This window comes from Bacteroidota bacterium, from assembly GCA_037133915.1.
GTDB lineage: Bacteria > Bacteroidota > Bacteroidia > Bacteroidales > CAIWKO01 > JBAXND01.
Window position 1 is genome coordinate 104103 of the sequence record JBAXND010000002.1, and the last position, 25155, is coordinate 129257.

20 protein-coding genes and 1 tRNA gene are annotated in these 25155 nt (G+C 41.4%); 11 read left to right on the forward strand and 10 right to left on the reverse strand.

Annotated elements, in window-relative coordinates; all coding sequences use genetic code 11:
- Complete coding sequence (locus tag WCM76_01305) at positions 1 to 1035, reverse strand: acyltransferase family protein (GenBank protein ID MEI6764244.1); 1035 nt, start codon at positions 1033 to 1035, stop codon at positions 1 to 3.
- A gap of 288 nt (positions 1036 to 1323) precedes the next feature.
- Between WCM76_01305 and WCM76_01310 the strand changes: the two genes are divergently transcribed.
- From WCM76_01310 to WCM76_01340, 7 genes are all read left to right on the forward strand, one after another.
- Positions 1324 to 1578, forward strand: a complete 255-nt coding sequence (locus WCM76_01310) for a PqqD family protein (GenBank protein MEI6764245.1) — start codon at positions 1324 to 1326, stop codon at positions 1576 to 1578.
- Positions 1565 to 2611: an ATP-grasp domain-containing protein gene (locus WCM76_01315; protein ID MEI6764246.1), complete on the forward strand. Its 1047-nt coding sequence runs from the start codon at positions 1565 to 1567 to the stop codon at positions 2609 to 2611. The genes WCM76_01310 and WCM76_01315 overlap by 14 nt, the downstream gene beginning before the upstream one ends.
- Before the next feature lie 155 nt (positions 2612 to 2766).
- Positions 2767 to 4125 carry a diaminopimelate decarboxylase gene (locus tag WCM76_01320; protein MEI6764247.1) on the forward strand — a complete coding sequence of 453 codons (1359 nt, stop codon included), beginning with the start codon at positions 2767 to 2769 and terminating at the stop codon, positions 4123 to 4125.
- Positions 4126 to 4162: 37 nt separating this feature from the next.
- The gene (locus WCM76_01325) at positions 4163 to 6403 is read left to right on the forward strand and encodes an urea transporter (protein MEI6764248.1); all 2241 of its coding nucleotides are present in this window, start codon (positions 4163 to 4165) and stop codon (positions 6401 to 6403) included.
- A complete protein-coding gene (locus tag WCM76_01330) occupies positions 6400 to 7791 on the forward strand; it encodes a hypothetical protein (GenBank protein ID MEI6764249.1) in 1392 nt (463 codons plus the stop codon). Before WCM76_01325 ends, WCM76_01330 begins: the two co-directional genes overlap by 4 nt.
- Entirely contained in the window at positions 7779 to 8411 is a 633-nt protein-coding gene (locus WCM76_01335) for a tetratricopeptide repeat protein (GenBank protein MEI6764250.1), read from the forward strand. The genes WCM76_01330 and WCM76_01335 overlap by 13 nt, the downstream gene beginning before the upstream one ends.
- 96 nt (positions 8412 to 8507) lie before the next feature.
- Positions 8508 to 11036 (forward strand): CotH kinase family protein, encoded by a 2529-nt coding sequence (locus tag WCM76_01340; GenBank protein MEI6764251.1) that lies wholly within the window; start codon positions 8508 to 8510, stop codon positions 11034 to 11036.
- Between the two features lie 163 nt (positions 11037 to 11199).
- On the opposite strand, the gene WCM76_01345 is transcribed toward WCM76_01340, so the two are convergent.
- On the reverse strand, positions 11200 to 11607 hold the full coding sequence (locus tag WCM76_01345; protein MEI6764252.1) for a hypothetical protein: 408 nt from the start codon (positions 11605 to 11607) through the stop codon (positions 11200 to 11202).
- 65 nt (positions 11608 to 11672) lie between these two features.
- On the reverse strand, positions 11673 to 12527 hold the full coding sequence (locus tag WCM76_01350) for a universal stress protein (GenBank protein ID MEI6764253.1): 855 nt from the start codon (positions 12525 to 12527) through the stop codon (positions 11673 to 11675).
- 154 nt (positions 12528 to 12681) lie between these two features.
- Between WCM76_01350 and ruvB the strand changes: the two genes are divergently transcribed.
- Together ruvB and queG are read left to right on the forward strand one after the other, a co-directional pair.
- Positions 12682 to 13704, forward strand: coding sequence for a Holliday junction branch migration DNA helicase RuvB (gene ruvB, locus WCM76_01355; protein ID MEI6764254.1), 1023 nt, complete (start codon positions 12682 to 12684; stop codon positions 13702 to 13704).
- Between the two features lie 113 nt (positions 13705 to 13817).
- Complete coding sequence (gene queG, locus WCM76_01360) at positions 13818 to 14762, forward strand: tRNA epoxyqueuosine(34) reductase QueG (protein MEI6764255.1); 945 nt, start codon at positions 13818 to 13820, stop codon at positions 14760 to 14762.
- A gap of 29 nt (positions 14763 to 14791) precedes the next feature.
- Here the strand turns inward: queG and WCM76_01365 are convergent, their stop codons facing one another.
- From WCM76_01365 to WCM76_01375, 3 genes are all read right to left on the reverse strand, one after another.
- Positions 14792 to 15163, reverse strand: a complete 372-nt coding sequence (locus WCM76_01365; protein ID MEI6764256.1) for a hypothetical protein — start codon at positions 15161 to 15163, stop codon at positions 14792 to 14794.
- A gap of 55 nt (positions 15164 to 15218) precedes the next feature.
- The gene (locus tag WCM76_01370) at positions 15219 to 15587 is read right to left on the reverse strand and encodes a hypothetical protein (GenBank protein ID MEI6764257.1); all 369 of its coding nucleotides are present in this window, start codon (positions 15585 to 15587) and stop codon (positions 15219 to 15221) included.
- A gap of 407 nt (positions 15588 to 15994) precedes the next feature.
- The gene (locus WCM76_01375) at positions 15995 to 16150 is read right to left on the reverse strand and encodes a hypothetical protein (protein MEI6764258.1); all 156 of its coding nucleotides are present in this window, start codon (positions 16148 to 16150) and stop codon (positions 15995 to 15997) included.
- A 938-nt stretch (positions 16151 to 17088) separates the two neighbouring features.
- Between WCM76_01375 and WCM76_01380 the strand changes: the two genes are divergently transcribed.
- Positions 17089 to 19911: a CHAT domain-containing protein gene (locus tag WCM76_01380; protein MEI6764259.1), complete on the forward strand. Its 2823-nt coding sequence runs from the start codon at positions 17089 to 17091 to the stop codon at positions 19909 to 19911.
- A gap of 111 nt (positions 19912 to 20022) precedes the next feature.
- Here WCM76_01380 and WCM76_01385 read toward each other — a convergent pair whose 3' ends face one another.
- From WCM76_01385 to WCM76_01395, 3 genes are all read right to left on the reverse strand, one after another.
- On the reverse strand, positions 20023 to 21123 hold the full coding sequence (locus WCM76_01385) for a tetratricopeptide repeat protein (GenBank protein MEI6764260.1): 1101 nt from the start codon (positions 21121 to 21123) through the stop codon (positions 20023 to 20025).
- A 1-nt stretch (position 21124) separates the two neighbouring features.
- Positions 21125 to 21667 (reverse strand): sigma-70 family RNA polymerase sigma factor, encoded by a 543-nt coding sequence (locus WCM76_01390; protein MEI6764261.1) that lies wholly within the window; start codon positions 21665 to 21667, stop codon positions 21125 to 21127.
- A 355-nt stretch (positions 21668 to 22022) separates the two neighbouring features.
- Positions 22023 to 22095 (reverse strand) — tRNA-Lys (locus WCM76_01395).
- A gap of 139 nt (positions 22096 to 22234) precedes the next feature.
- Here WCM76_01395 and WCM76_01400 point away from each other — a divergent pair.
- A complete protein-coding gene (locus WCM76_01400; GenBank protein ID MEI6764262.1) occupies positions 22235 to 23743 on the forward strand; it encodes a glutamine synthetase family protein in 1509 nt (502 codons plus the stop codon).
- Here WCM76_01400 and WCM76_01405 read toward each other — a convergent pair.
- Positions 23731 to 25065 carry a hypothetical protein gene (locus WCM76_01405; protein ID MEI6764263.1) on the reverse strand — a complete coding sequence of 445 codons (1335 nt, stop codon included), beginning with the start codon at positions 25063 to 25065 and terminating at the stop codon, positions 23731 to 23733. The genes WCM76_01400 and WCM76_01405 overlap by 13 nt on opposite strands.
- Positions 25066 to 25155: the final 90 nt, after the last annotated feature.

Sequence of the window (25155 nt, forward strand, 5' to 3'; positions counted from 1 at the left end):
CTACATCAGCCTATCCTTATTTATGGATGCCCTGATAGCTGTCCATGCCCATGCGCAAAGGCAGGTTATCAATACAATTCCGAAAAAATAAACAATCAGCCAGGGCGCTTTGACACTGCGGTAAAGCCATGTGCCGAGGTTCCCGATAATAATCCACTGGACCACGTAGAAAACAGTAACGTTGCGGCCTATCCATCCCAGCCACTTCGAAAAGAAATGCCCCTGCAGCCATTGAGCTATCAGCAGAATACTGCCCGCCCAAACCAGTAAGAATGTGATATCCCACATAAAGAACAGAATCCCGTGATGATAATAGCTGTGCAAATCTGTGGGCACAGACGCCATAAAATAACCTGTTGGAATTATTATTAAAAGTAGTATCAGAATTCCGTAAATGATCTTTTTCGCAGGAACCGCTGAAATAGCAAAACGTTTTTCAAAAATATGATACGAACATCCGGCCAGCGGATACGCCAACCACGGAAACAATGGAAAATACGACCACTTGAAACTGCCGCCAACGTAAGCAAGCAAGTAATCACTTGCCCTGCCGCTTTCGCTGAAAATATTGAATAGAGGTGTGATGCAGGCAACAATACAGGCAAGAATTACTCCTGCCAGGAAATGTTTTTTCAGCAGTGGTTTGAGTATGGCGATAATAATAATGGACAGCCCTGCAAGGAATAAAATATCCACACCAAACACCAGATGCATCGGATGTAATGCAAGGTCTCCGGCAATCACCTTAATGAGTGCATGCGCGTTCAGGGCGATATTCAGCGCAAAGCCTAGTATGATTAACTGTATGCCTCGCACAATATCTTTACCCATGGAGGCTTTGCCGGCCATGATAAAATAGCCCATCACCGCCATGAATACAGGTGCTGCAGGCGGTCCGCCCAGAAATAATGAGAGACGGCCAAATACCCCGTCATAAAATCCTTGAGTGGCAAAAAGTTCCGTCAGATGAACCTGAATCATCATCAATACGGCAACACCTTTTAGTATATCCGGAACCGGCTTTCGTGAGTCCATTATTTTAGTGCAGGTTTATGTTGTTGAATACTCTACGAAATAATCATCAAACCTTTTCCAAAGGTTATAAAAATTTGGGTTCGGAAATGCTATTCGTCATTATTATTCTCAAAAAACTGAAAGATAGGAAATTGTATTTATTGTAACTTTGCAATTTCATAAGAAAAAACAAGAATTTCATACACGATACCTGCATGTGAATGCGTATTATTGTAAATGGAAAACTGACGTGTTTTTCATATTGCAAAAAATAGAGATTACAAATATTAATAAAATAATTTCCGCCCTATGAAGATAAATAACAATATTGCCATCAGCGGATCGGGCTTTTTATTCAACCCGGTGAACGGAGAGTCGTTTTCGGTAAACCCGGTCGGCGCCGAAATTATCAGCATGCTAAAAGATGGCAAATCAATAGAGCACATTACCAGGCACATTCTCGCTTCATACAACATGGATGAGCAGACGATTGAAAAAGATATTTATGATTTTATCGGAGTACTCAAACAATACTCGCTGATTGAAGGTGATGACAAAAAGTAAACTGACCATAGCCGTTTCGGGGCTGAACAACACAGACAATCCGGGACCCGGAATACCCGTGATACGCGGATTGCGCGAATCGAAAGATTTTGATGTGCGCATCATCGGACTTTCATATGAGTCGCTCGAACCGGGCATTTATATGCATGATATCGTCGATAAATCATATCAGGTTCCGTACCCTTCGGCAGGCACCGACAGCCTGTTGGCGCGGCTCGAGTACATCAACAGTATTGAACGGATTGATGTCATTATCCCAAACTTTGATGCCGAGCTATATGCGTTCATTAAAATTGAGAACGACCTGAAAGAAATGGGTATTCATACATTTCTTCCTACGCTGGCTCAGTTCGAGGAACGGCACAAATTCAACCTGAATGAGTTCGGTAAAAAATACAAGATTCCGGTTCCGCTCAGCAAGACCATTTTCTCAGAGAATGAAGTCTATGGGCTGATGTCGGAGTTTACCTATCCGTTGGTTGTTAAAGGAAAGTATTACGATGCAAGCATCGCCTATAATGCAGATCAGGCAAAGACTTTCTTTAACAAGATAAGCGCTAAATGGGGTTTGCCAATCATCATTCAGCAATTTGTACACGGCTCAGAATATAACATCACCGGACTTGGCGACGGCAAAGGAAATACCATTGCAGCTGTTCCTATGCGCAAGCAGTTCATCACCGACAAAGGAAAAGCATGGGCCGGTATTTCTATTGATGAAAAGAACCTGTTGGAGATGACGCGCAAGTTTGTTAAAGGCACCAAATGGCGTGGCGGATTTGAACTGGAATTGATGAAAGGCCACGATAATATTTATTATTTGCTTGAGATTAATCCGCGTATTCCTGCATGGGTGTATCTGGCAGTTGGATGTGGTCAAAATATCCCGGAAGCTTTGGTAAAACTGGCAATGGGACAGAAAGTACCACCCTATACAGAATATCTTGTCGGGAAACTTTTCATACGCTATTCATACGACCTCATTATTGATATCGGGGAGTTTGAGCAGATTTCAACATTAGGCGAACTATAAAAACAGATGTTAGACGTCAGACAATAGATAAAAGACAAAAAGTAATGTTACAGGATGAAACAATAACACCTAACCAACTCAACAACTAAACGATTCACCGTATAAGCAGCTCAACAACAAAGTAAAAACAGGGGAAATTAAAAAATATTACATCAATGGAAAAGCACAGATATGAACGTCCGGTAATTAAAAAAATAGAAACCGGTATGCCCAATAAATTCGGGCTTCGTACGGAGTATTATCCCAAAACCCATATTGATGGCGTGGCTGTAAAAGAACTGATAAAAGATTATGGTTCGCCGCTTTTCGTCATTTCAGAAAAAACAATTCGCTCAACGTATCAGCAGGCAAAGCGTGCATTCGTTACACGCTATCCGAAAGTGCAGTTTGCCTGGTCATATAAAACGAATTATATGAATGCCGTGTGCCACGTGTTCCATCAGGAAGGCTCGTGGGCAGAAGTGGTGTCGGGATTTGAATACGACAAAGCCATTGCCAACGGCGTTGACGGAAAAAAAATCATCTTCAACGGTCCGGACAAAACCGAAGCCGATTTGAGAAAAGCCATCAACAACGATTCGTTGATTCACATCGACCACCTTGATGAGTTCTATACGCTCACCGAGTTGTGCACAAGCATGAAAAAGAAACCCCGCGTAGCCATCCGTGTGAATATGGATACAGGCATTTACCCGATGTGGGACCGCTTTGGGTTTAACTATGAAAATGGTCAGGCGTGGGACGCATTGAATAAAATTATGCGCTCGGGCAAAATGGAACTTGTTGGCCTGCATTCACATATCGGCACATTTATGCTTAGTCCGCAGGCATACGCTGTTGCGGCATCCAAACTGGCAGATCTGGCAATCGGTATACAGGAAAAGTTCAATCATGAGATAAAATACATTGACATGGGCGGCGGATTCGCGTCGAAAAACACGCTGAAAGGCTCATACCTGCCCGGAACCGATGTTAACCCCACCTTCGATGATTTCGCCGAAACCATCACTTCGGTTCTCATCAACAGTAATTTCAAACAAGACAAACTCCCGCTGTTAATTCTTGAAACAGGCCGTGCGCTTATTGATGACGCAGGCTATCTTCTGGCTACGGTAATTTCCAACAAAAGGTTATCGTCCGGAAAACGCACAACCATTATTGATGCTGGCGTGAATCTGATGTTTACATCATTTTGGTACGAACATAAAGTTACGCCTGCACAGCCGTTCACTCATTATACGGAAGATACCGTGCTTTACGGCCCGCTGTGCATGAATATTGATGTGGTTCGTGATAATGTAAGTCTGCCCTTGCTCAATAAAGGCGATAATCTCGTGATACATTCCGTGGGCGCCTACAATATGACGCAATGGATGCAATTTATCACACTCAGGCCGAAAATTGTAATGATTGACCTGCAAGGTAAACCTCATATTATCCGCGACAACGAGACCATCCAGAGCATTACTGCTTTTGAACATGTTCCTGACCACCTGAAAAAATTTGAATTGTAGTCAGGATTCACGAAGTTTGTAATGTAATTCTTATCGAATGACCCGAATCAGAAATTTATTTCCGCATTTCATACGGAGCGTGCTGAATAGCTATACGCAGATATTTTTTTCTGATAACAATAAATTTGCGCTGCTGCTAATCATCGTTACTTTTTTTGATCCTGTGGCAGGATTGAGCGGAATGCTTTGTGTAGTGCTGTCGAATGTGATGGCTTATGTAATCGGGTTCAATCGCCATAATATTAAATCCGGATTCTATGGGTTCAACAGTTTGCTTGTCGGGCTCGGATTGGGCGTGTATTACCAGCTGAATATTGAATTCGTTTTTTTATTGTTCTTTGCATCTTTGCTTACGCTGTTTCTTACCGTTGTACTCGAAGGTGTAATAGGCAAATATGGGCTCCCATTTCTGAGTATCTCTTTTTTACTCGGTTTCTGGATGCTGGCATTGGCTGCCCGAAATTTTACTCATCTTGAACTGAGCGAACGCGGCATTTTCATTCTGAACGACATGTACCGTATCGGAGGATTGGGTGCTGTACGCATCTATCTCTGGTTCGATAACCTTCAGCTGCACGAAAGCATACGGCTATATTTTAAATCATTAGGCGCCATATTTTTCCAGTATCATTTACTTGCCGGAATAATCATTGCATTTGGCTTACTGTTATATTCGCGCATTGCATTTCTACTTAGTCTTGTAGGCTTTTACGCTGCCTATTTTTTCTATTATTTTATAGGCGCCGATATTGGTCAGCTTACCGATAGTTACATCGGCTTCAACTTTATTCTGTCATCCATTGCTATCGGCGGATTTTTTATCATTTCATCCCGCTACTCGTTCTTGTGGGTATTGCTGCTTACCCCGGTAATCGCAGTTCTTATTAATGCCTCTACCACCGTGCTCGGTGTTTACCAGCTTCCCATTTATTCACTTCCGTTCAACGTAATGGTATTGGTATTTCTGTATGTGCTTAAATTCCGCGAACGCTTTTTCCATAAACCCGAGCTCGTTCTGATTCAACATTTTTCGCCGGAAAAAAATCTTTATACTCAGGTAAACAACAAGGAGCGATTCAGACATGCCTACTATACCGCGTTTTCACTGCCTTTCTGGGGCGAGTGGACAATTACACAGGGGCACGACGGAGAGTATACACATAAAAAAGACTGGCGCCATGCCTGGGATTTTGAAATCAAGGACGAAGACCGAATGGCCTTTCGCGGAACAGGCAGAAGTAAAGAAGATTATTATTGTTATAATAAGCCACTAGTTGCGCCTTTTGCAGGATGGGTGGAAGAAATAGTCGACGATATTGATGACAATGAAATCGGTCAGATAAATACTGAGCAGAATTGGGGAAATACAATTGTGCTGAAACACATCGAAGGTCTTTATACCAAGCTTTGCCACATTAAAAAAGGATCATTCAAAGTAAGCAAAGGTGATTACGTAAAAAAAGGAGATATCATTGCTCATTGCGGAAACTCAGGTCGTTCACCCCAACCGCATCTGCATTTTCAGGTACAGTCAACACCTTTCATCGGGTCAAAGACTCTTGACTATCCTCTTGGTCACTACATTCTCAAAAATGATGGAAATTATGAACTGCGGTCTTTTTCAAAACCGCATATTGATGATATTGTAACTCCGGTTGAACGCGATTTGTCGCTGTTTAAGGCCTTTCACTTTATTCCGGGGCAGAAGTTGGCATATACGGTATATAATGCTGCAGGTGCTGAGATTAAAACCTATGAATGGGAAGTAGTGGCCGACATCTTCAATAATACTTACATCTGGTGCTCTGCAACCCGTTCAAAAATATACTTCCGCTTCGACGATCAGATATTATATTTCACGGCCTTTGAAGGCAAGAAAAACACATTGCTGTATTTCTATTATCTGGCATACTATAAAGTATTGCTCGGCTATTACAAAAACCTTGTAATTACTGATATTTTTCCGGTGAATACCGTTAGAAGACCGCTATTAATGATAGTGCAGGACTTTACCGCACCCTTTGTCATGTTCATGAAAACGAAATTCTCTCTCACTTATACCGACCGTACAAGTGACCTGTCTGAAAGCAGCATCAATATGAAATCTTCTGTTGAAGCCAGTGTTGCAGGTTTCATGACACGGAAATTCGAATTTGAGACATTCATACGACACAACCGTATCGAAAAATTTACAATCACTTCGCGTGATAAAAAACTGGAAGCAAGATATACTGAACCTGAGTTATATCCGCAATTAAATGCAGAATCAAAATCATGAAATGCACAAAAAAAATAGTAGGTGCAGTAGTCAGATCAGGCATTATTATTTTGCTTGCATTGGCACCATTGTTCTCGCACGCTCAAAAAATGACCTTCGTTAAAGCCGACAGCCTCACTTATGCCTTATATCTGAGCGGACAGTGGGATTCTCTGATTGTTGTCGGCAATCAGGCATTGGATGATGGCTTTGACTATTTCTATCTGCGAGAGCGCATTGCAATGGCTTACTTTAACAAAGATAAATTCAGATTGGCAGCATCACAATTTGAAAAGGCTGTAGGATTTAATTCATCCGACACATTTGCACTGAGGCATCTTTATCTGTGTTATCTTTATTCAGGCAGAGACGCTGATGCCTGGATGCTGACCGGAAAATTCAATACTGACCTTAGAGCATCGCTCGGAATCGAAAAAAATGTGTTCGTGAACGGATTATACGCCGAAGGAGGTTATATATTCAGCAATAGCCTGAAAAAATATGCCGGTGCTGACTTTGATGATCTTGCAAATCTCTATGGGGAAGTTGATCTCACCGGAAGCTATTCCTATGTGCATCTTGGCTTGAAACACCCTATTACAAAATTCCTCAATATTTACCATGCCTATTCAAATCTGAGTATTGAGAAAGAAAAAATTATGCAGCACCGCGATACTTCAAGAAAAGAGGATTTTTATATGCTGCAACAAAACCAGTATTATATTCAGGCAACGATTAACCTTAATCGGAAATGGTTAATTGTACCGGCATTTCATTACCTGAACGTCCGATACAGTCCGCTATATGCAAGTTTTGATACTATTAGTGGGTATGTCTACACCCAAGAGCACCAAAAACTAAACGATTTTGCTGCCTTTCTCGGAATATCTAAAGATTTCGGATACACATCTCTTGGCATCTCGGGTTCTCTTTCCCAACTGAATAGTAAAACCTATATTCAGGCAAATGCAACCCTGAATATTTTTCCGCTGGGGAATTTAAATCTATATTCTCTTACCACATTATCAGGCGTTTTAGAAAGAGATTCGGCAGGAACTAAAGACGCCGGACAGCCGGGCAAAGGCAAACCACGGATAATATTCAGCGAAACTATTGGCGGAAAAATATTCAGGAAACTTTATGCTGAAGCTGGCCTTACCTATGGAGACATTTCGGGGTACAATGAAAAGAATGCATTCGTAGTTAATAATATTCCCGACCACACCAAATATCGGGCAGGAATGTCACTCATTTATAATTTATCACCCCATATTGACTTAGGAGTATATTACCTTTATACCGAAAAAGAAGGCAGCTATTTCTTTTATAATACTATCAATTCAGTGGTCTATAAGAATTATAACTATCAAATTAATACTATAACAGGAGGAGTAAAATGGAAACTTTAAAAAGATCAGCAATTACACTGGCAATAATGTGCCTTGCACTGTCATTTCCGTTCAGGTCATTCAGCCAGGATTACACCGCTTTACAAACGGCGTTTAAAAACAGTTATGCGTGGGAAAACAAAGCTGAATACAGTAAAGCAGTTGAAGAAATAAAAAAAGTGTATGATGAGAACTCATATGAGCTCAACTTAAGACTGGGTTGGCTTACATACGAATCCGGGCTGTTTACGGAATCACTGGCTTATTATCAGAAAGCAATCGCACTAATGCCTTACGCAGTCGAACCGAAATTTGGATACGTGTATCCTGCTGCAGCTTTGGGTAATTGGGATAAAGTAATGACACAGTATGTCGATATCCTTAAAATTGATCCGAATAATACTCTGGCAAACTATCGCCTTGGCTCTATTTATTATGGGAAGGAAAATTACAACGAGGCATTCAAATTCTTCGAAAAAGTCGCCAATCTTTATCCTTTCGATTACGATAATATGCTCATGTTCGCCTGGGCGAATTATAAGCTTGGAAAATTACGCGAAGCGAAGGTTCTTTTTGGAAAAGTGTTGCTGATGAAACCCGAAGATTCATCAGCTCTTGAAGGTCTAAGCCTAATCAAATAATGCTGTATTTCTCCCATTTTGGGACGAAAGCAACCAATTTGAAGCCTTGATTGTCACTACTGTAATTCCAATAAATTTTTATCGACAATACAGTATATGATTCGTTGGCTGTTTTCTTTCATTTTTATTGTTTTATTGATGCCGCTTCATGCTCAGGTGGTCATCAATGAATATTCCTGTTCAAATGTTTATACTTTGCCCGATAATGATGGCGATTATGAAGACTGGGTAGAGTTCTATAATACCGGAAGCACAGCCGTTAACATGTCCGGTTATTACCTGAGCGATAAACCGTCGAACCCTGATAAATGGATGTTCCCCTCAGTAAGTATCCCGGCAAACGGGTATCTTATTGTTTTTTGTTCAGGGAAAAATGTGAACCTGACCGGATATTGCCATACAAATTTTAAGCTCACACAATGCAAGCCCGAACACATTGTTTTCTCTAATCCATCACTTACTGTACTTGAAAACATAACACTCAGCCCTACAAAAACCGATCATTCACGTGGTCGCACAACCGACGGTGCTTCCACTTGGTCCTTATTCCGCGTGCCCTCGCCCGGCAGTTCTAATTTTTCGCCCTGTGCTGATTATGCCATAAAACCTGTGTTTAGCCAACCGGCAGGCTTTTACGGTGGCTCCGTTTCACTGATTATAAGCAGCCCCGATGCAGGTGTAACAATTCGATATACCACCGACGGCACCGAACCAACTGCCGCATCAACGCAATATTCGGCCCCTGTTTCTATAAATAATACACTGGTCTTAAAGGCAAAATCATTCAGCAGTGACCCAAATATTCCACCAAGTTTTGTTGAAACAAATACTTATTTTATTGGAGTAACGCACAGCATTCCCGTTGTTTCTGTAAGCGGAAATGAAATTGCCGATTTGCTCAACGGAAGCTACATCTATCCTCAAACAACCCTCGAATATTTTAATCAGTCAGGTCAATTAAAAACAGAATCAACCGGCGAGGCAAACAAGCACGGCAATGATTCATGGGCCTACGGTCAGCGCGGAATAGACTTTGTGACAAAAGACCAGTTTGGATACAACTATGCGCTTCTTGATACACTTTTTCATCTAAAAACAAGATCGGAATTTCAACGTGTAATTCTGAAAGCCTGCGCTAACGATAACTATCCTTTTTCAGACGGCGCGCATATTCGCGATTCCTATGTACACACACTCTCGCTGCGGGGTGGTCTGCACCTCGATGTACGAACCTATGAACCCTGTATTTTATACTGCAACGGGCAGTACTGGGGTGTGTATGACCTGCGCGAAAAAGTGGATGATGCCGATTTTACTAATTTCTATTACAATACCGATGTGCCTGACCTGCAAATGCTGAAAACCTGGGGTGGTACATGGAGCGAATACGGCGGAGCACAGGCTCAAACCGACTGGGATAACTTGAAAAATTTTATTTTGAGCAACAGCATGGCTGTGCCGGCAAATTATCATTACGCCGACAGTTTGTTAAACGTGAAAAGCCTGGTGGATTATTTTGTGCTGAACTCTTATGTTGTTTGCAGCGACTGGCTTAACTGGAATACCGAATGGTGGCGCGGGCTCAATCCCAATGCCGCAAAAAAGAAATGGCGCTTCTGTCTGTGGGATGAAGATGCAACTTTCGGTCATTATATAAATTATACCGGCGTTCCAAGCACCCTGCCCGATGCCGATCCTTGCAACCCTGAGCAATTCCCCGATCCGGGAGGCCAGGGACACGTCCTTATTTTAGATGCGCTTATGGCGAACGACGTTTTCAAACAGTATTACGTGGCCCGCTTTGCCGACCTTTCAAATACGGTTTTCTCATGCGATAATATGCAGTTTCTGCTCGACAGCCTCATCGCGGTTATTACTCCCGAAATGAACGGGCAGGTGAACCGCTGGGGCGGAACATTCTCAGGCTGGCAGGCAAATGTTCAGGCACTGAAGAATTTTATTGATGCCCGGTGTTTAGCCCTTTCGCAGGGAATGATAGATTGCTACACGCTTACGGGTCCCTACAATGTAACATTGCTTACAGACCCGCCGGGTGCAGGAAAAATAAATATTAATTCGCTCAGTCTTTCAGCATTTCCATGGTCCGGAAATTATTACGGAAATATGTCAACGCTTCTTAAAGCAACAGCCTACAGCGGATACCAGTTCGAACGATGGGAAGCAGCACATCATACATTCAATCCGGGCATTTACAACGATTCCGTAAAAATTACACTCACAATAAAAGATACAATAATTGCCCACTTCAAGTCCACGCTTCCTGACGAAATAGATAACAATAATCCTCCGGGCGAATTATATCAGAAACCCGAAACACCTCTGGATACACTCGAAATCAAAATACCAAATGTATTCACACCCAACGGCGACGGCTCCAATGATGTGTTTGCACCGTCAAATGTGGATTTTATTGTGAATGGTGAGATGCAGATATTCAATCGATGGGGGAAGCTTATTTTTAGTACTGAAAACTTGAAAACCGGCTGGAATGGGCGTGTCGGTTCACAGAAATGTAGTGATGGCGTGTACTACTGGCTCATCAATTATACCGATAAAGCCCGGCGCAGCGCCCAGCTCAAAGGCTTCATCAATTTGGTGCGATAAACGGTAGTCCAACAATACCTCATTGTTTTATTATACAATCCCTGGTTCGGAATAATGTGCAAAATTATTTTACTGTTGTGAAATGCCTTGCCATCTCCGAAAAGTCATTTTTTTTACACGTAAAATTAAAATTGTCTGATAGGACGAGTAATCTGAAACATCCTTAAAACGAAGGATAATTGATTTCATCCTTTACAACAAAGGCATCCGGGAAATCGCCAAGTATCTGCTGCTTGAATCCTTCGGCATCCATGCGCGTGCGGAAATCACCTACACGGATTTTATAATTGGGTGATTGAAAAGTCATGTAGGATCCAACGTCAGGGAATTTCGCCATGAATAATCCTTTTTTACTGAAAGCCCTGCTTTTTGAATTATTCCCTGAATCGAAAAATATCTGTACACGCCAACCGTATTTCTTTTGCTTTCCGTTGATAATTTTATGTTTCCATAACAGCGTTTCTACACGGTCGTCTTTGATATATTCAACCCTTCCCGGTTTAACAGTCTGCGCTGTTACCGAATACGAGCCGGCAATCACAAAAACGAGTAATAGAAATACACCCTTCATGATCGGAATTATTGAAGTCCGGTTAATCAAAAAACCTGCCGCAAATTTCATTTTAAGCACACAAATTATTTTTCAAGCGTAGCAATTTCTTTGGAATGAACGCTCAACACCGGCACCGGCGAATTGTTCACCATCTGCTGAGCGTACGGACCCAGCCAAATATTGGATGTAGCTTCTTCCTGCTCGGTCATAATAATAATCATATCAGCGCCGGTCTGCTCAGCATATTTAATTGTGCTGGTGGTAATATTGTCACAATCGAGGCTTTTTCTTACAACTTTACAGTTGTGATCTTTCATGTATTTTTCAACCTGATCGGCATAGCTGGTAACCTTGCCGCGAATCCCTTTTAACGATGAGGACTGGAGTTCAAGGATGTGGATTTCAGAACATGAATATGATCCGAATTCCATCGCAAACGGCACTTTTTGTCTGGTAGACGCTGAATTATCAATCGGTAAAACAATTTTCCTGATACCTTTTTTAATGTTGAACCCATCGCGGATAGTAATTACCGGACATGGAGCATACGAAACTATTTTATTCGCGTTACTGCCAATCCAGAAAGATTCAAAGCCCGAAACACCATGCGCCCCGGCAACCACAAAGTATGCATCATCATATTTGGCTTGATTGGCAACCTCTTTGTAAATTTTCCCCTTGCGAAGTTTATAGGTTATAGTGCCTTTTTTTAGTTGTTTAGAATAACGTTCAATAATTTCTTCCATGCGCTTTTTGGCTTCGAGCCGATGCTGATTTTCCTTATTGACTGAAGCAAACAGCGAATCTTCCGCTTCCGGTTTATCTACCCATACCATACGGATATTCGCATCTTTCATAACATTGGCTATTGAAATTGCATATTCCAAGGCATGGAGTGAGCCTTTAGAAAAATCGATGGCAACAATTATCTGTTTCATATCTATGGGGTATTAACAATAGTTGAAATTTTCAGCTAATTTATGAAATTATTTTCGATAATTGTATCGGTACCCTCCATTTATTACTGCATCAGCGTACTTATATTGCGCCATTTTAGTACTTTTGCCATTATACCGAATTTATTTCAAAATGGTGAACGAAGTACTGGATCCTTCAGAAGAAAACCTTAGCCCTGCCGAACTGGAGTTCGAAAAATTCTTGCGACCTCAGTCGTTCGAACATTTTATTGGCCAGGATAATGTGGTGAGTAATCTGAAGATTTTTGTTGAAGCAGCCCGCCAACGAGGTGAGGCTCTCGACCATGTCCTCCTTCACGGCCCTCCGGGACTTGGAAAAACAACCCTTTCATACATCATTGCAAATGAACTGGGCGTTGGCATTAAAACCACCTCCGGGCCGGTTCTCGATAAACCCGGCGAACTTGCCGGATTGCTTACAAATCTTGAAACAAACGACGTTCTCTTTATTGATGAGATTCACCGCCTTTCGCCCGTGGTGGAAGAATATCTGTATTCTGCCATGGAAGATTTCCGCATCGATATCATGATAGAAAGCGGACCCAATGCCCGCAGTGTACAAATATCACTCAACCCATTTACACTTGTTGGGGCAACAACACGCTCCGGATTACTTACTGCTCCGCTGCGCTCACGATTTGGTATCAATTCGCGCCTGTCGTATTACGACAGCAGTATTCTCACTTCTATTGTTACCCGGTCATCACGTATACTTAAGGTTCCTATCATGCCCAATACTGCTGCCGAAATTGCACGCCGCAGTCGCGGAACACCCCGTATTGCCAATCTTTTATTGCGCCGTGTCCGCGACTTCGCGCAAATAAAAGGCGATGGCTCCATTGACATGAAAATTGCCGACATGGCGCTTACCGCGCTAAATGTTGACAAGAATGGCCTCGATGAAATGGATATTCGGATACTCACCACAATCATTGATAAATTTAAAGGCGGTCCTGTGGGCATCACCACCATTGCAACGGCCGTTGGCGAAGATACCGGTACCATCGAAGAAGTATATGAGCCATTTCTTATCCAGGAAGGATACCTGATGCGTACGCCTCGCGGACGCGAAGCAACAGAAAATGCCTACCGGCATCTGGGACGAATCAATCCCAACACTCAGCAGAATCTTTTCTGATTTTTTCATATACTGAATATGGAGAGCCTGATATCAAACAAAAAGCGAATCTTTTCAGGAATGAAATCATGGGTGCTTTTCAAAACTTCTGCATAAGAAAATAGCCTCAGCCAATGAACCTGAATGAGAATAGTCATCTAAAAGCCTCCATAATTAGCCGTTTTCACGATGAAGGATTTTATATGGCAGGAACTGCCCGTGCGGCCTTTCTCCAGAATGAATCAGAACAGTTAAAACAATGGATCGGCCTGTCGTATAATGCAGAAATGACGTGGCTTGCCAATTCGCAGGAAAAAAGAGCCGATCCGCGCTTGCTGCTGGATGGCGCTAAAACAGTAATCACGGGCTTGTTTAATTATTATCCCCCGGAACAGCCGGTCGACAGCACATTCAGAATTGCAAAGTATGCGCTGGGGCGCGATTACCATACCGTGGTGATGGAGAAACTCAAGCGTATTGCCGCTTTTATCAATATCCTCGGACCATACCAAACAGTTACAACGGTTGATTCCGGCTCTTTTATGGATAAACCATGGGCAATGAAGTGCGGTCTTGGGTGGATCGGTAAAAACGGGCTGCTTATAAACCGTGAAAAAGGATCATTTTTCTTTATTGGCAGTATTATTACCAATCTTGAACTTGAGCCTGATATTGCATCATTGGAACACTGCGGCAACTGCACATTATGTATGGATGCCTGCCCAACGAAAGCGATTGTAATGCCCGGCGTTATTGATGCTCGAAAATGCATAGCATATCAAACGATTGAACAGAAACCGGATTTTACAGCCGATGAAATCGGGCAAACCGGAAATTGGATATTTGGCTGTGATGTCTGTCAGGATGTCTGTCCATACAATAGGAAGGCAGAACCGCACAACTGCAGCGACTTCAGCTTAAATCCCGTGTTAAAATCAATGACTGATGAAGACTGGCGGAACCTTGATGAGCCCCAATTCAATGCATTATTTTCACAAACAACCTTAAAACGAACAGGGTTTAAGCGTGTCTTGCGAAATATCATGAACCGTCCGAACAAGCAATCATCGTGCAGGTAAAAAACCGGGAGAGTATTTGCAGTGTTTGTCTACACCGCAAGAATTTCGGTATCTGAGTGAATGAGTGATGTGTCACAACCTTCAGGCACAATAATTATTTTTCCGGCCGACAGAAAATTGTGCCCGGTAAGTCTGGATGAAATTTCATCAATGCGGTTAATATGCCTGTGCGTAATTTGTTCCTCGAAAATAATTACGGCAACTACGCGTTCTGTATTTCTTCCGCAGTAGCGGTCAATAATGAAATCGGGCAGATGGGGCTGCCACGAGAGTGTTGAATTTACAATCCAACCGTCTTCTTCGGTGTATCGTGTGTTCAGAATACGCCTGGCTTCGGCTCGGACTCTTTCAGGATGAACAATCATACTGAAATGCTTTTTAGTTGTTTCTGTTTTTTTCATAAGGGTTGGAAGAGGAAGAACTTGGTATTTTTTTTTTTTTTTAATTTTTTGGATGTTATTCGGACGGGAAGCGCTTTAAATTAGCGAAATAAGTATTATGATAACCATCACTGGTCACTACATTTCGCTGCGCATTGCGCCTTGTGGCCTCAGCATTTTCCCACTGTAATGGTTTTAGGTTCTCTGGTTCGTCTGGGCCGCCATCTTCGGGAGGCAGTATATAGCTTAACTTCCATCCGAACGAAAGTGGTAAGCTACTGTCGTTAAACTTATCCCGCCCTATCCATGCTCCGTTCTGATCTTTGCGCCATCTGTCGGGGCTGACTTCCGGGATAATCCTCGCCTTTTCCCAAACGGCCTGCACTATATCTTCGCCAACTTTAACGTTAGCTGTAAGGTGCTTTGAGTTTTCATCTGGTTCCATTAGAGTAGAGTTTTCGTTTCCATGAGTTACAAATGAACCGACCAATTCTGTGCCTCAAAGTTAATTATTTCTTTCGGGTATTTCTCTGCTTCGTACCATGTTAGTTACTGAAGGTAAGAATATCTGAATCAATATTTATTAAAAAACACCGAAATAGTGCGTAGCTCTAAGAAAAGAAAGTTGAAAAATATTGCACCTTACTATTTATAAACAATTCATGAGACCATCGTTCTGAAAGTCTCATGAATAATAGATTTTATATAAATACTCCTCCGGAGAAAAAACAGTCCTTGACTGTCTTCCCCCGGAAGAGAAATTTTGATTTAACCTTAATTTACCTCTTTTAATCTTTCCCCAGAGGTATTCAAATACTGTTCTTTATTTTAAGAATCGTATTTTGAATAGTATTACGGCCTGGGAGGAGGAGGAGGAGGAGGTGTAGTTTTAACAATGCTGCCACCACCCGAAGGGGGATCAATCGACATTGCTGATGAGCTAACAACACTGCCGAAAATAAAGGCAGCTGCGATAACCACGGTTACAACTTTTGCGAACTTTTTCATTTTTCTCTGATTTGGTTGTTAAACATTTATTTATTGAAACAAAATTTCCGAATACTAAAACCCTTTGTTACTGATTTTTTTTTGACACCGCATCCTTCATTTGCCTGTTAATAACTTTTCGGGGGCTGCCAAAATGAATATGTAACCAAGTACTACTTTTATATTGTCAGGATGCCTCAAACATACGATGGTCAGTAAATGCAATAAACCAATCAAAGTTATTTGGAGAATCCGGAGAATAAATTTAAACCAGTAAATTAAAGAACATTCTTACATCGAATTGTTCAGCAAATTTATGAAGGGAATAGGCAGTTTTTACATTTGACAGGGTTAAATTTTCGACAGTTTTCAGTAACAGAAGTGTTTATCTAATCATTTTAATAGTTTATATTTACTAAACGTCTTTAAAACAGCAACTTTCATAATTATCAAGAATTTCTTACAAGTCACATTCACAGCAAGTTGATATAGGTAAGGAAACAGACTTAGAATAATGTCGTTAATCTATGCATGTTCATTGTTTATAATTTCATCTTCATCTAAATATTATTTCATATTTAGTATTTGTTATTTAAATAATTTGAGGTGCTGGCATCAAAAGAATTGTTGATAAGTCGTTTGAATTTGTTGAAAACTCATATAATGACCGAAAATAAAGGATTACATAAAGCAAAATGCAGGGTGTAACTGAATATTTAGATCATTGCACCAACCAACTTAAATGGAATAGATTATTATAATAACTTTGAAGATATTACAAATATTAAAAACGCAGTATTATTATGAATGAAAGTGTTGTTAAAATATTAATAAAGAGATATTTAAAACAATGTTTTTTCTTTTGTTTTTTGATGGTAATTTCTCATATAAATGCCAAATCACAGACTGCGGAAGTTGATTATTTTAACGCCAATATCAAAAAAGGGAATCAATCTTACATGCTTGGTAAATATTCCGAAGCGCTATATTTCTATAATCTTGCTGAAAAATCTGCCTTTATCAAAGCAAATCCCGATACAATTGCCCCGTATTTCAGGACAATGGCGTACATTTATGAGGTTCTCGGTGATTATAAACGCGCACTCAGCTATTCTAAAAAGGATCTTTCAAGCTATATAAAACAAAAAAAGTCTGTTGAAAATATTCCTGAAAAGCTCTTAAATACTGGTTTGATGTTTATCAAGCTATGGGAGTTCGACTCTGCATCGAAGTACCTTAATGCATCAGAGTATCTTTGTAATAAGGTTAATAAGAAGCAGTACTCAACATTAGGGAATGTAATTACAAATAAGGGCTATATAAGCTTTTTTCTCGGCGATTTTGATAAAGCAATCAGAATGCTTGATTTATCATTGTTCTATTTTGAAAAGGAAAATAGTGCTTATTCTTTCTATTATAAATCAGGCGCCTATCAGGCTCTGGGACTGTGCTATATGCAAAAGCACGAATATGCAAAAGCGCTCGAATGCATTACTCAATCGATTGAATTAAAAAGAAATTCGCCCTATCCGTATTTTCAGGAATACGGGGAGCTGGCGAAATGCTACAACTACTTAAAGGATTCTGCCAACGCAGAGAACTGCTTCAAGTGGGCATTGCTTAATCCTGTTGAGAGCCAGAATATTGAAATCAGAGTACAATACGGAAAATTTCTGTGCGACCATGGGCGGTTCAAAGATGGTGATGCTCAAATAAAAATGGCATTAGCGGGGTATCTTGCCATTTATGGGCTGAAACATCAGGAAACATCGCTTGCGCTGCAGTTCCAGGGTTATTACTGGCTTAAAATGAACAAGCCTGACAGCGCTTTGTATTATTACCAAAAAGCGCTGATAGCGGTATCAACAGGATTTGATGATATGAGCTTTCTGAAAAATCCGGACATTAAATCAACGCCTTTCGTAATGCACCTGGGAAACGCGCTTAACGGCAAGGCAAAGGCATATGCACTGATGGCCGAAGTGTATCCGGCGCAAAAAGAGTATTATCTCAACTTATCGTTGCGCACCTATGAAAAAGCCATGGATCTGCTGAGTATGGTGCAAAAGAGCTACATGGTTGAAGACAGTAAGTTGTTCCTGTCTGAGTTAGGAACGCCGATATACCTTGAAGCCATAGATGTTGCCGTGAAATTGCATTCGCTTACGCGTAAGCAGATTTATCTGGCACGTGCTTTCCGATATGCTGAGCTGAATAAAGCCGGCGCCCTGATGGCCGATCAGCGAAATGCATCTGCACTTAGCCAATCGGGCGTTCCAAGTCAGGTAATTGAATTTGAAACTAAATTGAAAAACGAGATTGCCGGTTATGAAAAAGTGCTTTCGGGCAATGGCTCTGCCGTTGAGGCGTTTGGAGGAAATAGTGGTTCGGCAAGGCAAAAACTTGTGCAGCTGTATGCTCAGCGCGAAAAGCTCACTGCATGGCTTGAGAAAGAATACCCTGCATACTATGCGGCCAAATACAGTACGCAAACAGCCGACCCGGTCCAGTTTTCCAGATTGATGCCAAAGGGAATGGCTCTTGTGGAATACGCTTGTACCGATTCGGTTATTTATGCATTTGTAGTTACATGCGATTCTTTTTCAGTAGTAAGAATCAAAACAGACACTTCGTTTTACGGCATTGCCAACAAATTCAAGACGGACCTTGCACGGAAAGCACCGTCATCATACACGAACAAGTATATTTATGGTTTTGGGATGATGGCACATAAACTCTATGTGGGGCTCATGGAGCCGCTCATGCCTTTACTCAGAGATGCCGATCACGTTGTAATTGCGCCTGATGCCCGTCTGGGATACATGACATTTGACGCGCTGATGGAGGAACCGCCCGGTGATACTGCGAAACAGCTTTTGGATTTCCGGGGGATGTCATACCTTGTTGAACGTTTTGCATTCAGTTACGTTTATTCGGCTACCTGGCTGTCGTCTGCCTTAACCGCCGGAGATAATCAGGGAAGTGGAATGATTGCTTATGCTCCTGATTACAGTTTGTTAGACAGTACGCCAATACCGGGCACCACGCGTAAAATAAAGCTTCCTCCGCTGCGCGAGGCGCGCCGTGAAGCCGAAGCCGTTGCCGGAATTTGGAAAGGAACCTTTTATGGTGGAACTGCTGCTACGCGTGCATCATTTATTGAGAATGCGCCTGAAGCATCTATTCTTCATCTTTCAATGCACAGTACCACCAACGAGGATAATCCGCTGATGTCGGGCTTGGTTTTCTCTCCCGATGGAAGTCCGGACGATAATGGAATTCTGGATGTGACGGAAATTCGCCAATTGTCGTTTAAAACCGACCTGGTAGTGCTGAGTGCATGCCGCACTGGCAGCGGAAAAATGGTATTGGGCGAAGGGTTAATGAGTCTTTCACGCACGTTTATTTATGCCGGCTGCCGCAGTATTATTACATCATTGTGGCCTGTGAGTGACCTTTCGGGATCGACCATCATGCAGGCGTTTTACAGAAATCTTGCATTGGGCATGAGTAAGGACGATGCGTTGCAAAAGGCAAAACTTGATTTCATAAAAAAATCAAATTCCACTATTTCACATCCGGCATATTGGTCAGGGTATATTTTAATAGGCAGTCCTTCGCCTATGAAAAATATCCCGACTTCGCATTGGCGGTTCTATGCCTATTTAATTTCGGCAGTAGTATTTGTTGCAGCCTTCTTGTTTCTGTTCTTTTACCTCCGTCGGAAGCGTAAACTCAGGGTCAGGCCATCGGGCAGGTTTAAGTTTGCATATGATAAATGATTGTGCCGATGAATCAATAAAAAAAGAACGACTGCCAGAGTGTGGCAATCGTTCTTTCCAAAAGATTTTTGAAGCGTTTTCTGTGTTATAACCTTCAGGGGTTACCGCTTCTTACAATTGATTCAGCAGTGTTTCAGCTTTTTCTTTATCAAACGGGTTTGATTTGATAATCGTGCGGAGCATGGTTTTGGCTTCGCTCACTTCGCCCAACTTGATGTAACACAAGGCAAGATACCATTGTGCATCGGCGGTCAGGTTTGTTTTTCCCGAATTGATTACTGATAAAAATTCAGCTTTTGCGCTGCGGTGATCATTGGTTTGCATGTAGGCTAATCCACGGTAAAATAGAGAAGCGACATAATTTTGATCGCTAGCTTCTACATTGCCGAGGAGGGTTATGGCCTCGTTGAAGTTTTTAGCAGTAAACAAATCCATTCCGTTAGCAAAGGAGTTGTTTTCGATTCCGCCATCCCTCAGAGTCATATCAGCCTGATAGGGTGAAAAATACTCTGTATACAACTGATTGCCCTGCGGCATTCTGTTCACGGTGAGCATCACAATACTCGATGCTGCGATAAGCAGTGCGAGAGAGGCTGCAACAGCCCATCTGACCCGGCCTATCCGTGGTGCAGGTTTTTTCTGATCAAGTTGTATAACTTTGGTTTCTTTCGGATTTGAGCTGTAAAGATAGCGGCGCGATCTATTCCCTGCATAGTCTTTGTCCATAAGTAACTCGTCTATGCTGCGGTTGATTGAGTTGAATGAATTGTAAACCGTACAAAGGTTTTCATACAGTACAAGACATTCGTCGGGAGATAAGCGACCGCCATTGAACCTGTCAATGTGTATGTCGCCGATAATCTCATCAACCATTTCGGGATAGAGGATTGCTTCAGTATGCAACCAGGCAATCTGACTGTTATCTTCGCTCTGTCCGATGTATGCGGAGATCCTGTTAATCCGGTCTTGAGTCCCGAAGTTCTCCACATGTTTCCGTTCGTCATCAATAAGCGATTGATGGATGGCCGTGCCGGTTTCCATGAACTGCGCTATTTCTGCCTGCCTTGACAGGAGAAATCCGTTCATGTCCCTGAACAGGGCAACATCGCGGGATAAATTCTGGTTTTGTTTGAGTTTGTCTTCAAACTGTACCAGATCCTTTCCCTTCAATTCGCCGTTGATGTACTTCTCAATCTGCTCTATGTATCCCATCTCAGTCGAATTTTAGATTGTTAAATAATGGATCTTGTTTTATCTTATTGTATAATGATTTCAAGCAAAGTGATTTTCTCTTGTAAAAATTATCTCTGGTATAACCCAGTTTATAACTTGTGTCTGCGCTCGCTTCCTTTTTAAATGCCGAGTTAATTATTTTTCGGCATTCATGTCCGAGCCGTATAAAATACTTCCAGTAGAGGTTATATCGTTGTTGCAGCGAATCTGTGTAATCATCGTCATCGTCGTTGCACGAAACTTCTATTTCGGGGAGAAACCGTTCGCTCAACCTTTTGCGCTCTAATTCTTTGAACCAAAGGTTGCGGCTCACTCCGATTAAGTATGCTTTAAGAGAAAGAACGCCGTGAAGGTCACTTTTTTTTAATTTTGTTGAAACAGCAAGAAAGGTTTCTTGCATCAAATCATTAAAATCATCTTCAGTACCAAAATGACGATAAACGAACTTCTTTATTATGCCATTACACTCTTTATATAAAACATTGTAGAGCGTTTCCTGCGTATAATGCGCCGGTTCCTGCATTTGCAAGTGTATAACTTGACCGGTTATTGTTGACACGCTTCTCAATTCTACGATGTTTTTGCACGTTATTTTCAATAATTAAAGACAAAGATACAAAAATACCTTATGAAAAAGCAAATAATGTAGATGAAAATATTTGTCGTGGTTTTTGCCGTATTGGTTTAGAAATTTAATTAAAGTGCATAATATTAGTATTTTATGCTAAAATTAGCATTGTTTTCTTAGTGTAGAAAAGTTATGAACAACAGTTGTTGGGTAGGTAAAAGAAAAAGGGAGTGTTTTGCAAGTAGCGAAACACTCCCTTTTAATAGAATAATAACGTATTTATTGTTAACTGTTTACTAAAACAGTTTTGTCTCCCCGGAAGGACTCGAACCTTCGACCCGCTGATTAAGAGTCAGCTGCTCTACCAACTGAGCTACGAAGAGAGGTGTGCAAAAGTACAACAAAATCCCTATTTGCAAAGCCGGGGTGTATTTTATTTTTTGATTAACAGGAATAGACTGATTCAGTAATTTATTTTTTATTATGTTTGCTCCCAGTCAAAATTGTAAAAAAAGCATCGTTATGTCAGACAAATTAAATACTGAAATGAACCAAAATCAACTGGTTCAGCATTTGAACAAACCATCCAAAGATTTTACAAAAAGTGATATTATCAACTTTGTTCGTGATAAAAGTATCCGTTTGGTGAATTTCAGATACGCCGGGAGCGACGGTCGGTTAAAAACATTAAATATTGTAATAAACAGTCTTGCTCATCTCGACCAGCTTTTATCCTCAGGCGAACGGGTCGACGGATCAAGCCTCTTTCCGTATATTGAAGCAGGGTCAAGCGATCTTTATGTTGTGCCAAGATATAAAACGGCTTTTTTGAATCCCTTCAGTGAAATTCCGGCCATTGATATTTTGTGCTCTTATTATAATAAAGACGGCGATCCGTTAGAAATGGCGCCTGAATATGTGCTTCGAAAGGCTCACCAATCGCTTAAATCTGTGACCGGGTTTTCTTTTGAGGCCATGGGAGAGCTTGAATATTATATTATAAGTGAAAAAAATGCTCTTTTTACCGCATCCGACCAAAAAGGTTATCATGAGTCCTTTCCTTTTTCAAAGTGGGAGCATTTTCGGACAGAAGCCATGCTGGCAATTGTTCAATGTGGCGGCAACTTAAAATACGGGCATTCGGAAGTCGGTAATTTTTCAATTGGTGATTTGGAATATGAGCAAAATGAAATTGAGTTTTCTCCTGTTGATGTTGAGGATGCTGCCGACCAATTGCTTATCGCGAAATGGATATTGCGTACGCTTGCATTCAAGCATGGCATCACATTAACTTTAGCGCCTAAAATTACGACGGGCAAGGCCGGAAGCGGTTTGCATATACATACACGGTTGATAAAAGATGGGCGTAACTTGCTTACTAATTGCGGAACCTTAACCGCAGAAGCGCGCAAAATGGTTGCAGGATATCTCACACTGGCACCATCACTTACGGCTTTTGGGAATACGAACCCGACATCTTATTTCCGTTTGGTTCCACATCAGGAAGCGCCGACAAATATTTGTTGGGGAGATCGTAACAGGTCGGTATTGGTGAGGGTTCCGCTTGGTTGGTGTGGCACTAAAAACATGATAGGTCACGCCAATCCGAATGAACCGGTTTCTAAAAGCGATTTCTCAGACAAGCAGACGATTGAATTTCGTTGCCCAGATGGCTCTGCAGATATTTATCTGACAATGGCCGGTTTGGTAGTGGCAGCGCGCCATGGTTTTGAGATGGAAGATTCATTGGAATTTGCAAAGAAAACCTATGTTGATGTAAATATTTTCAACAAAGAACATAACGAACGCGCAAGCCAGTTATCGCAATTACCGGTTAGCTGCGCTGCGTCAGCAGAAATGTTAGAAAAACAGGCGGAAATTTATCAAAAATACGATGTTTTCCCGGCGGCTTTACTCGAAGGAATTGAAAAGGGATTAAAGCGGTTTGATGATGCCAGTTTAAGAAATAATATTTCCGGAAATGAAGCTGAAATCATGAAACTTGTGGAGAAATTCTTTCACTGCGGATAGAGTGGCTGTTGCCGCTCTTTGCGTTTAGCCAACCGCTCAGCTTCTTCGTCCTTTTGTTTCTCTTTCATCTTACCGTATAGAATAAGTAATGTTGCAGCAAAAAACGGCATTGCCGGTATTTTATAGCGAACAAGTGCACCGAAATTAGCCGTGGCGAGACCCACTCCAAAAAGGAAAAACAGCATAAATGTGAAAGAGAAAACCAAAACAGGGTCGGCAAAAATTTGCGTAAAGAATTTAATAAACCCGATTTTAATGATGAGATAAATTGTCAGCAGCAAAAGGATAGTGTTTTCCAGACCGGACATCATCATAACAGGACTTGCAGCCTCCCATAAAAATGGTCTGAAAAGTCCGGCCATTAAGGCCTTCGGAACACTACTAATCATGTCGCCGGCACCACCGCCAATAGTTCCTACATCATAATAGTTTTTACCATATTGTTCCTCGCGTGTAAGGTCGTCTTTGATAATCTGAGCCCTTTTTACAATATTGTCATAACTTCCAAATTCGCCCAGATAATCTTTTATTCCCGAGAATAGCAGCGTGTTTATCCCGAATAGAACAATAATTATGATGGGGAAGAGTAAAATTTTAAAGAACTGGCTTTTTATTTTTCGCATTCGTTGATAAAATACCCAAATAAGTGTGCCGGGCATCAGCGCAACAAAAATATATGGCTTGATTGATAAAATGATAAATGCAGTGATAAGGGTTGTGAAAATGTGTAGTGGAATCTGTTCCTTCTTTACAAATATTTTAAATACAGAATAAATAAACCAGCAGGATGAGGCAAACGTAAATGTGTCTTTCATAATGCCCGACCCCCAGAAGATTACGGATGGGATAAAAAGCACAGCAATAGCAAGTTCTTTAGTCATTTTTGGGTAGTAGTGTGTAAAAAACAAATACAACTTCCACACACCAACATACGAAAGAGCCGCCAACAAAATCGCCGTGGCAAGGAAACTTTTAAATGCAATATTTACGATTAGACTAACGCACTTGATTACAAAAAAAGTATGGGGATCTTTCCACATAAAATAGGGTGCGAAGCCTGTCTCATTTGTGAAATAGCCATAATAATACCAGGGCTGCTTTTGGGTAAGCATAATTTGCATGTAATGATCAAAATCGGCAACCATAAGATTACCCATGGATCTTCCGCCAACAAAGTAATCAACGGTATCGCCATAACCATAATAAAATGTATAGATAAAACAAAAGATTACTGCGGCGAGCATTTTTACGACAAGTCCTGGTATGTAGTATTTGTAGGCTGGATTGGTCTTAATTTTGCGCTGTTTGTTGGCGTATGCCAAGCCTAAAATAATTAGGAAAAACATTGGGACAATGAATGCATCAAAAGCGGAAAATATATTCAGATTCTCCCAACGCATAGTTTGTTCTGT

Bases quoted from the DNA above. Each gene is read 5' to 3' on its own strand.
- WCM76_01305 (MEI6764244.1), bottom strand. From the start codon at position 1,035: ATGGACTCACGAAAGCCGGTTCCGGATATACTAAAAGGTGTTGCCGTA.
- WCM76_01310 (MEI6764245.1), top strand. From the start codon at position 1,324: ATGAAGATAAATAACAATATTGCCATCAGCGGATCGGGCTTTTTATTC.
- WCM76_01315 (MEI6764246.1), top strand. From the start codon at position 1,565: ATGACAAAAAGTAAACTGACCATAGCCGTTTCGGGGCTGAACAACACA.
- WCM76_01320 (MEI6764247.1), top strand. From the start codon at position 2,767: ATGGAAAAGCACAGATATGAACGTCCGGTAATTAAAAAAATAGAAACC.
- WCM76_01325 (MEI6764248.1), top strand. From the start codon at position 4,163: ATGACCCGAATCAGAAATTTATTTCCGCATTTCATACGGAGCGTGCTG.
- WCM76_01330 (MEI6764249.1), top strand. From the start codon at position 6,400: ATGAAATGCACAAAAAAAATAGTAGGTGCAGTAGTCAGATCAGGCATT.
- WCM76_01335 (MEI6764250.1), top strand. From the start codon at position 7,779: ATGGAAACTTTAAAAAGATCAGCAATTACACTGGCAATAATGTGCCTT.
- WCM76_01340 (MEI6764251.1), top strand. From the start codon at position 8,508: ATGATTCGTTGGCTGTTTTCTTTCATTTTTATTGTTTTATTGATGCCG.
- WCM76_01345 (MEI6764252.1), bottom strand. From the start codon at position 11,607: ATGAAGGGTGTATTTCTATTACTCGTTTTTGTGATTGCCGGCTCGTAT.
- WCM76_01350 (MEI6764253.1), bottom strand. From the start codon at position 12,527: ATGAAACAGATAATTGTTGCCATCGATTTTTCTAAAGGCTCACTCCAT.
- queG (MEI6764255.1), top strand. From the start codon at position 13,818: ATGAACCTGAATGAGAATAGTCATCTAAAAGCCTCCATAATTAGCCGT.
- WCM76_01365 (MEI6764256.1), bottom strand. From the start codon at position 15,163: ATGAAAAAAACAGAAACAACTAAAAAGCATTTCAGTATGATTGTTCAT.
- WCM76_01370 (MEI6764257.1), bottom strand. From the start codon at position 15,587: ATGGAACCAGATGAAAACTCAAAGCACCTTACAGCTAACGTTAAAGTT.
- WCM76_01375 (MEI6764258.1), bottom strand. From the start codon at position 16,150: ATGAAAAAGTTCGCAAAAGTTGTAACCGTGGTTATCGCAGCTGCCTTT.
- WCM76_01380 (MEI6764259.1), top strand. From the start codon at position 17,089: ATGCTTGGTAAATATTCCGAAGCGCTATATTTCTATAATCTTGCTGAA.
- WCM76_01385 (MEI6764260.1), bottom strand. From the start codon at position 21,123: ATGGGATACATAGAGCAGATTGAGAAGTACATCAACGGCGAATTGAAG.
- WCM76_01390 (MEI6764261.1), bottom strand. From the start codon at position 21,667: ATGCAGGAACCGGCGCATTATACGCAGGAAACGCTCTACAATGTTTTA.
- WCM76_01400 (MEI6764262.1), top strand. From the start codon at position 22,235: ATGTCAGACAAATTAAATACTGAAATGAACCAAAATCAACTGGTTCAG.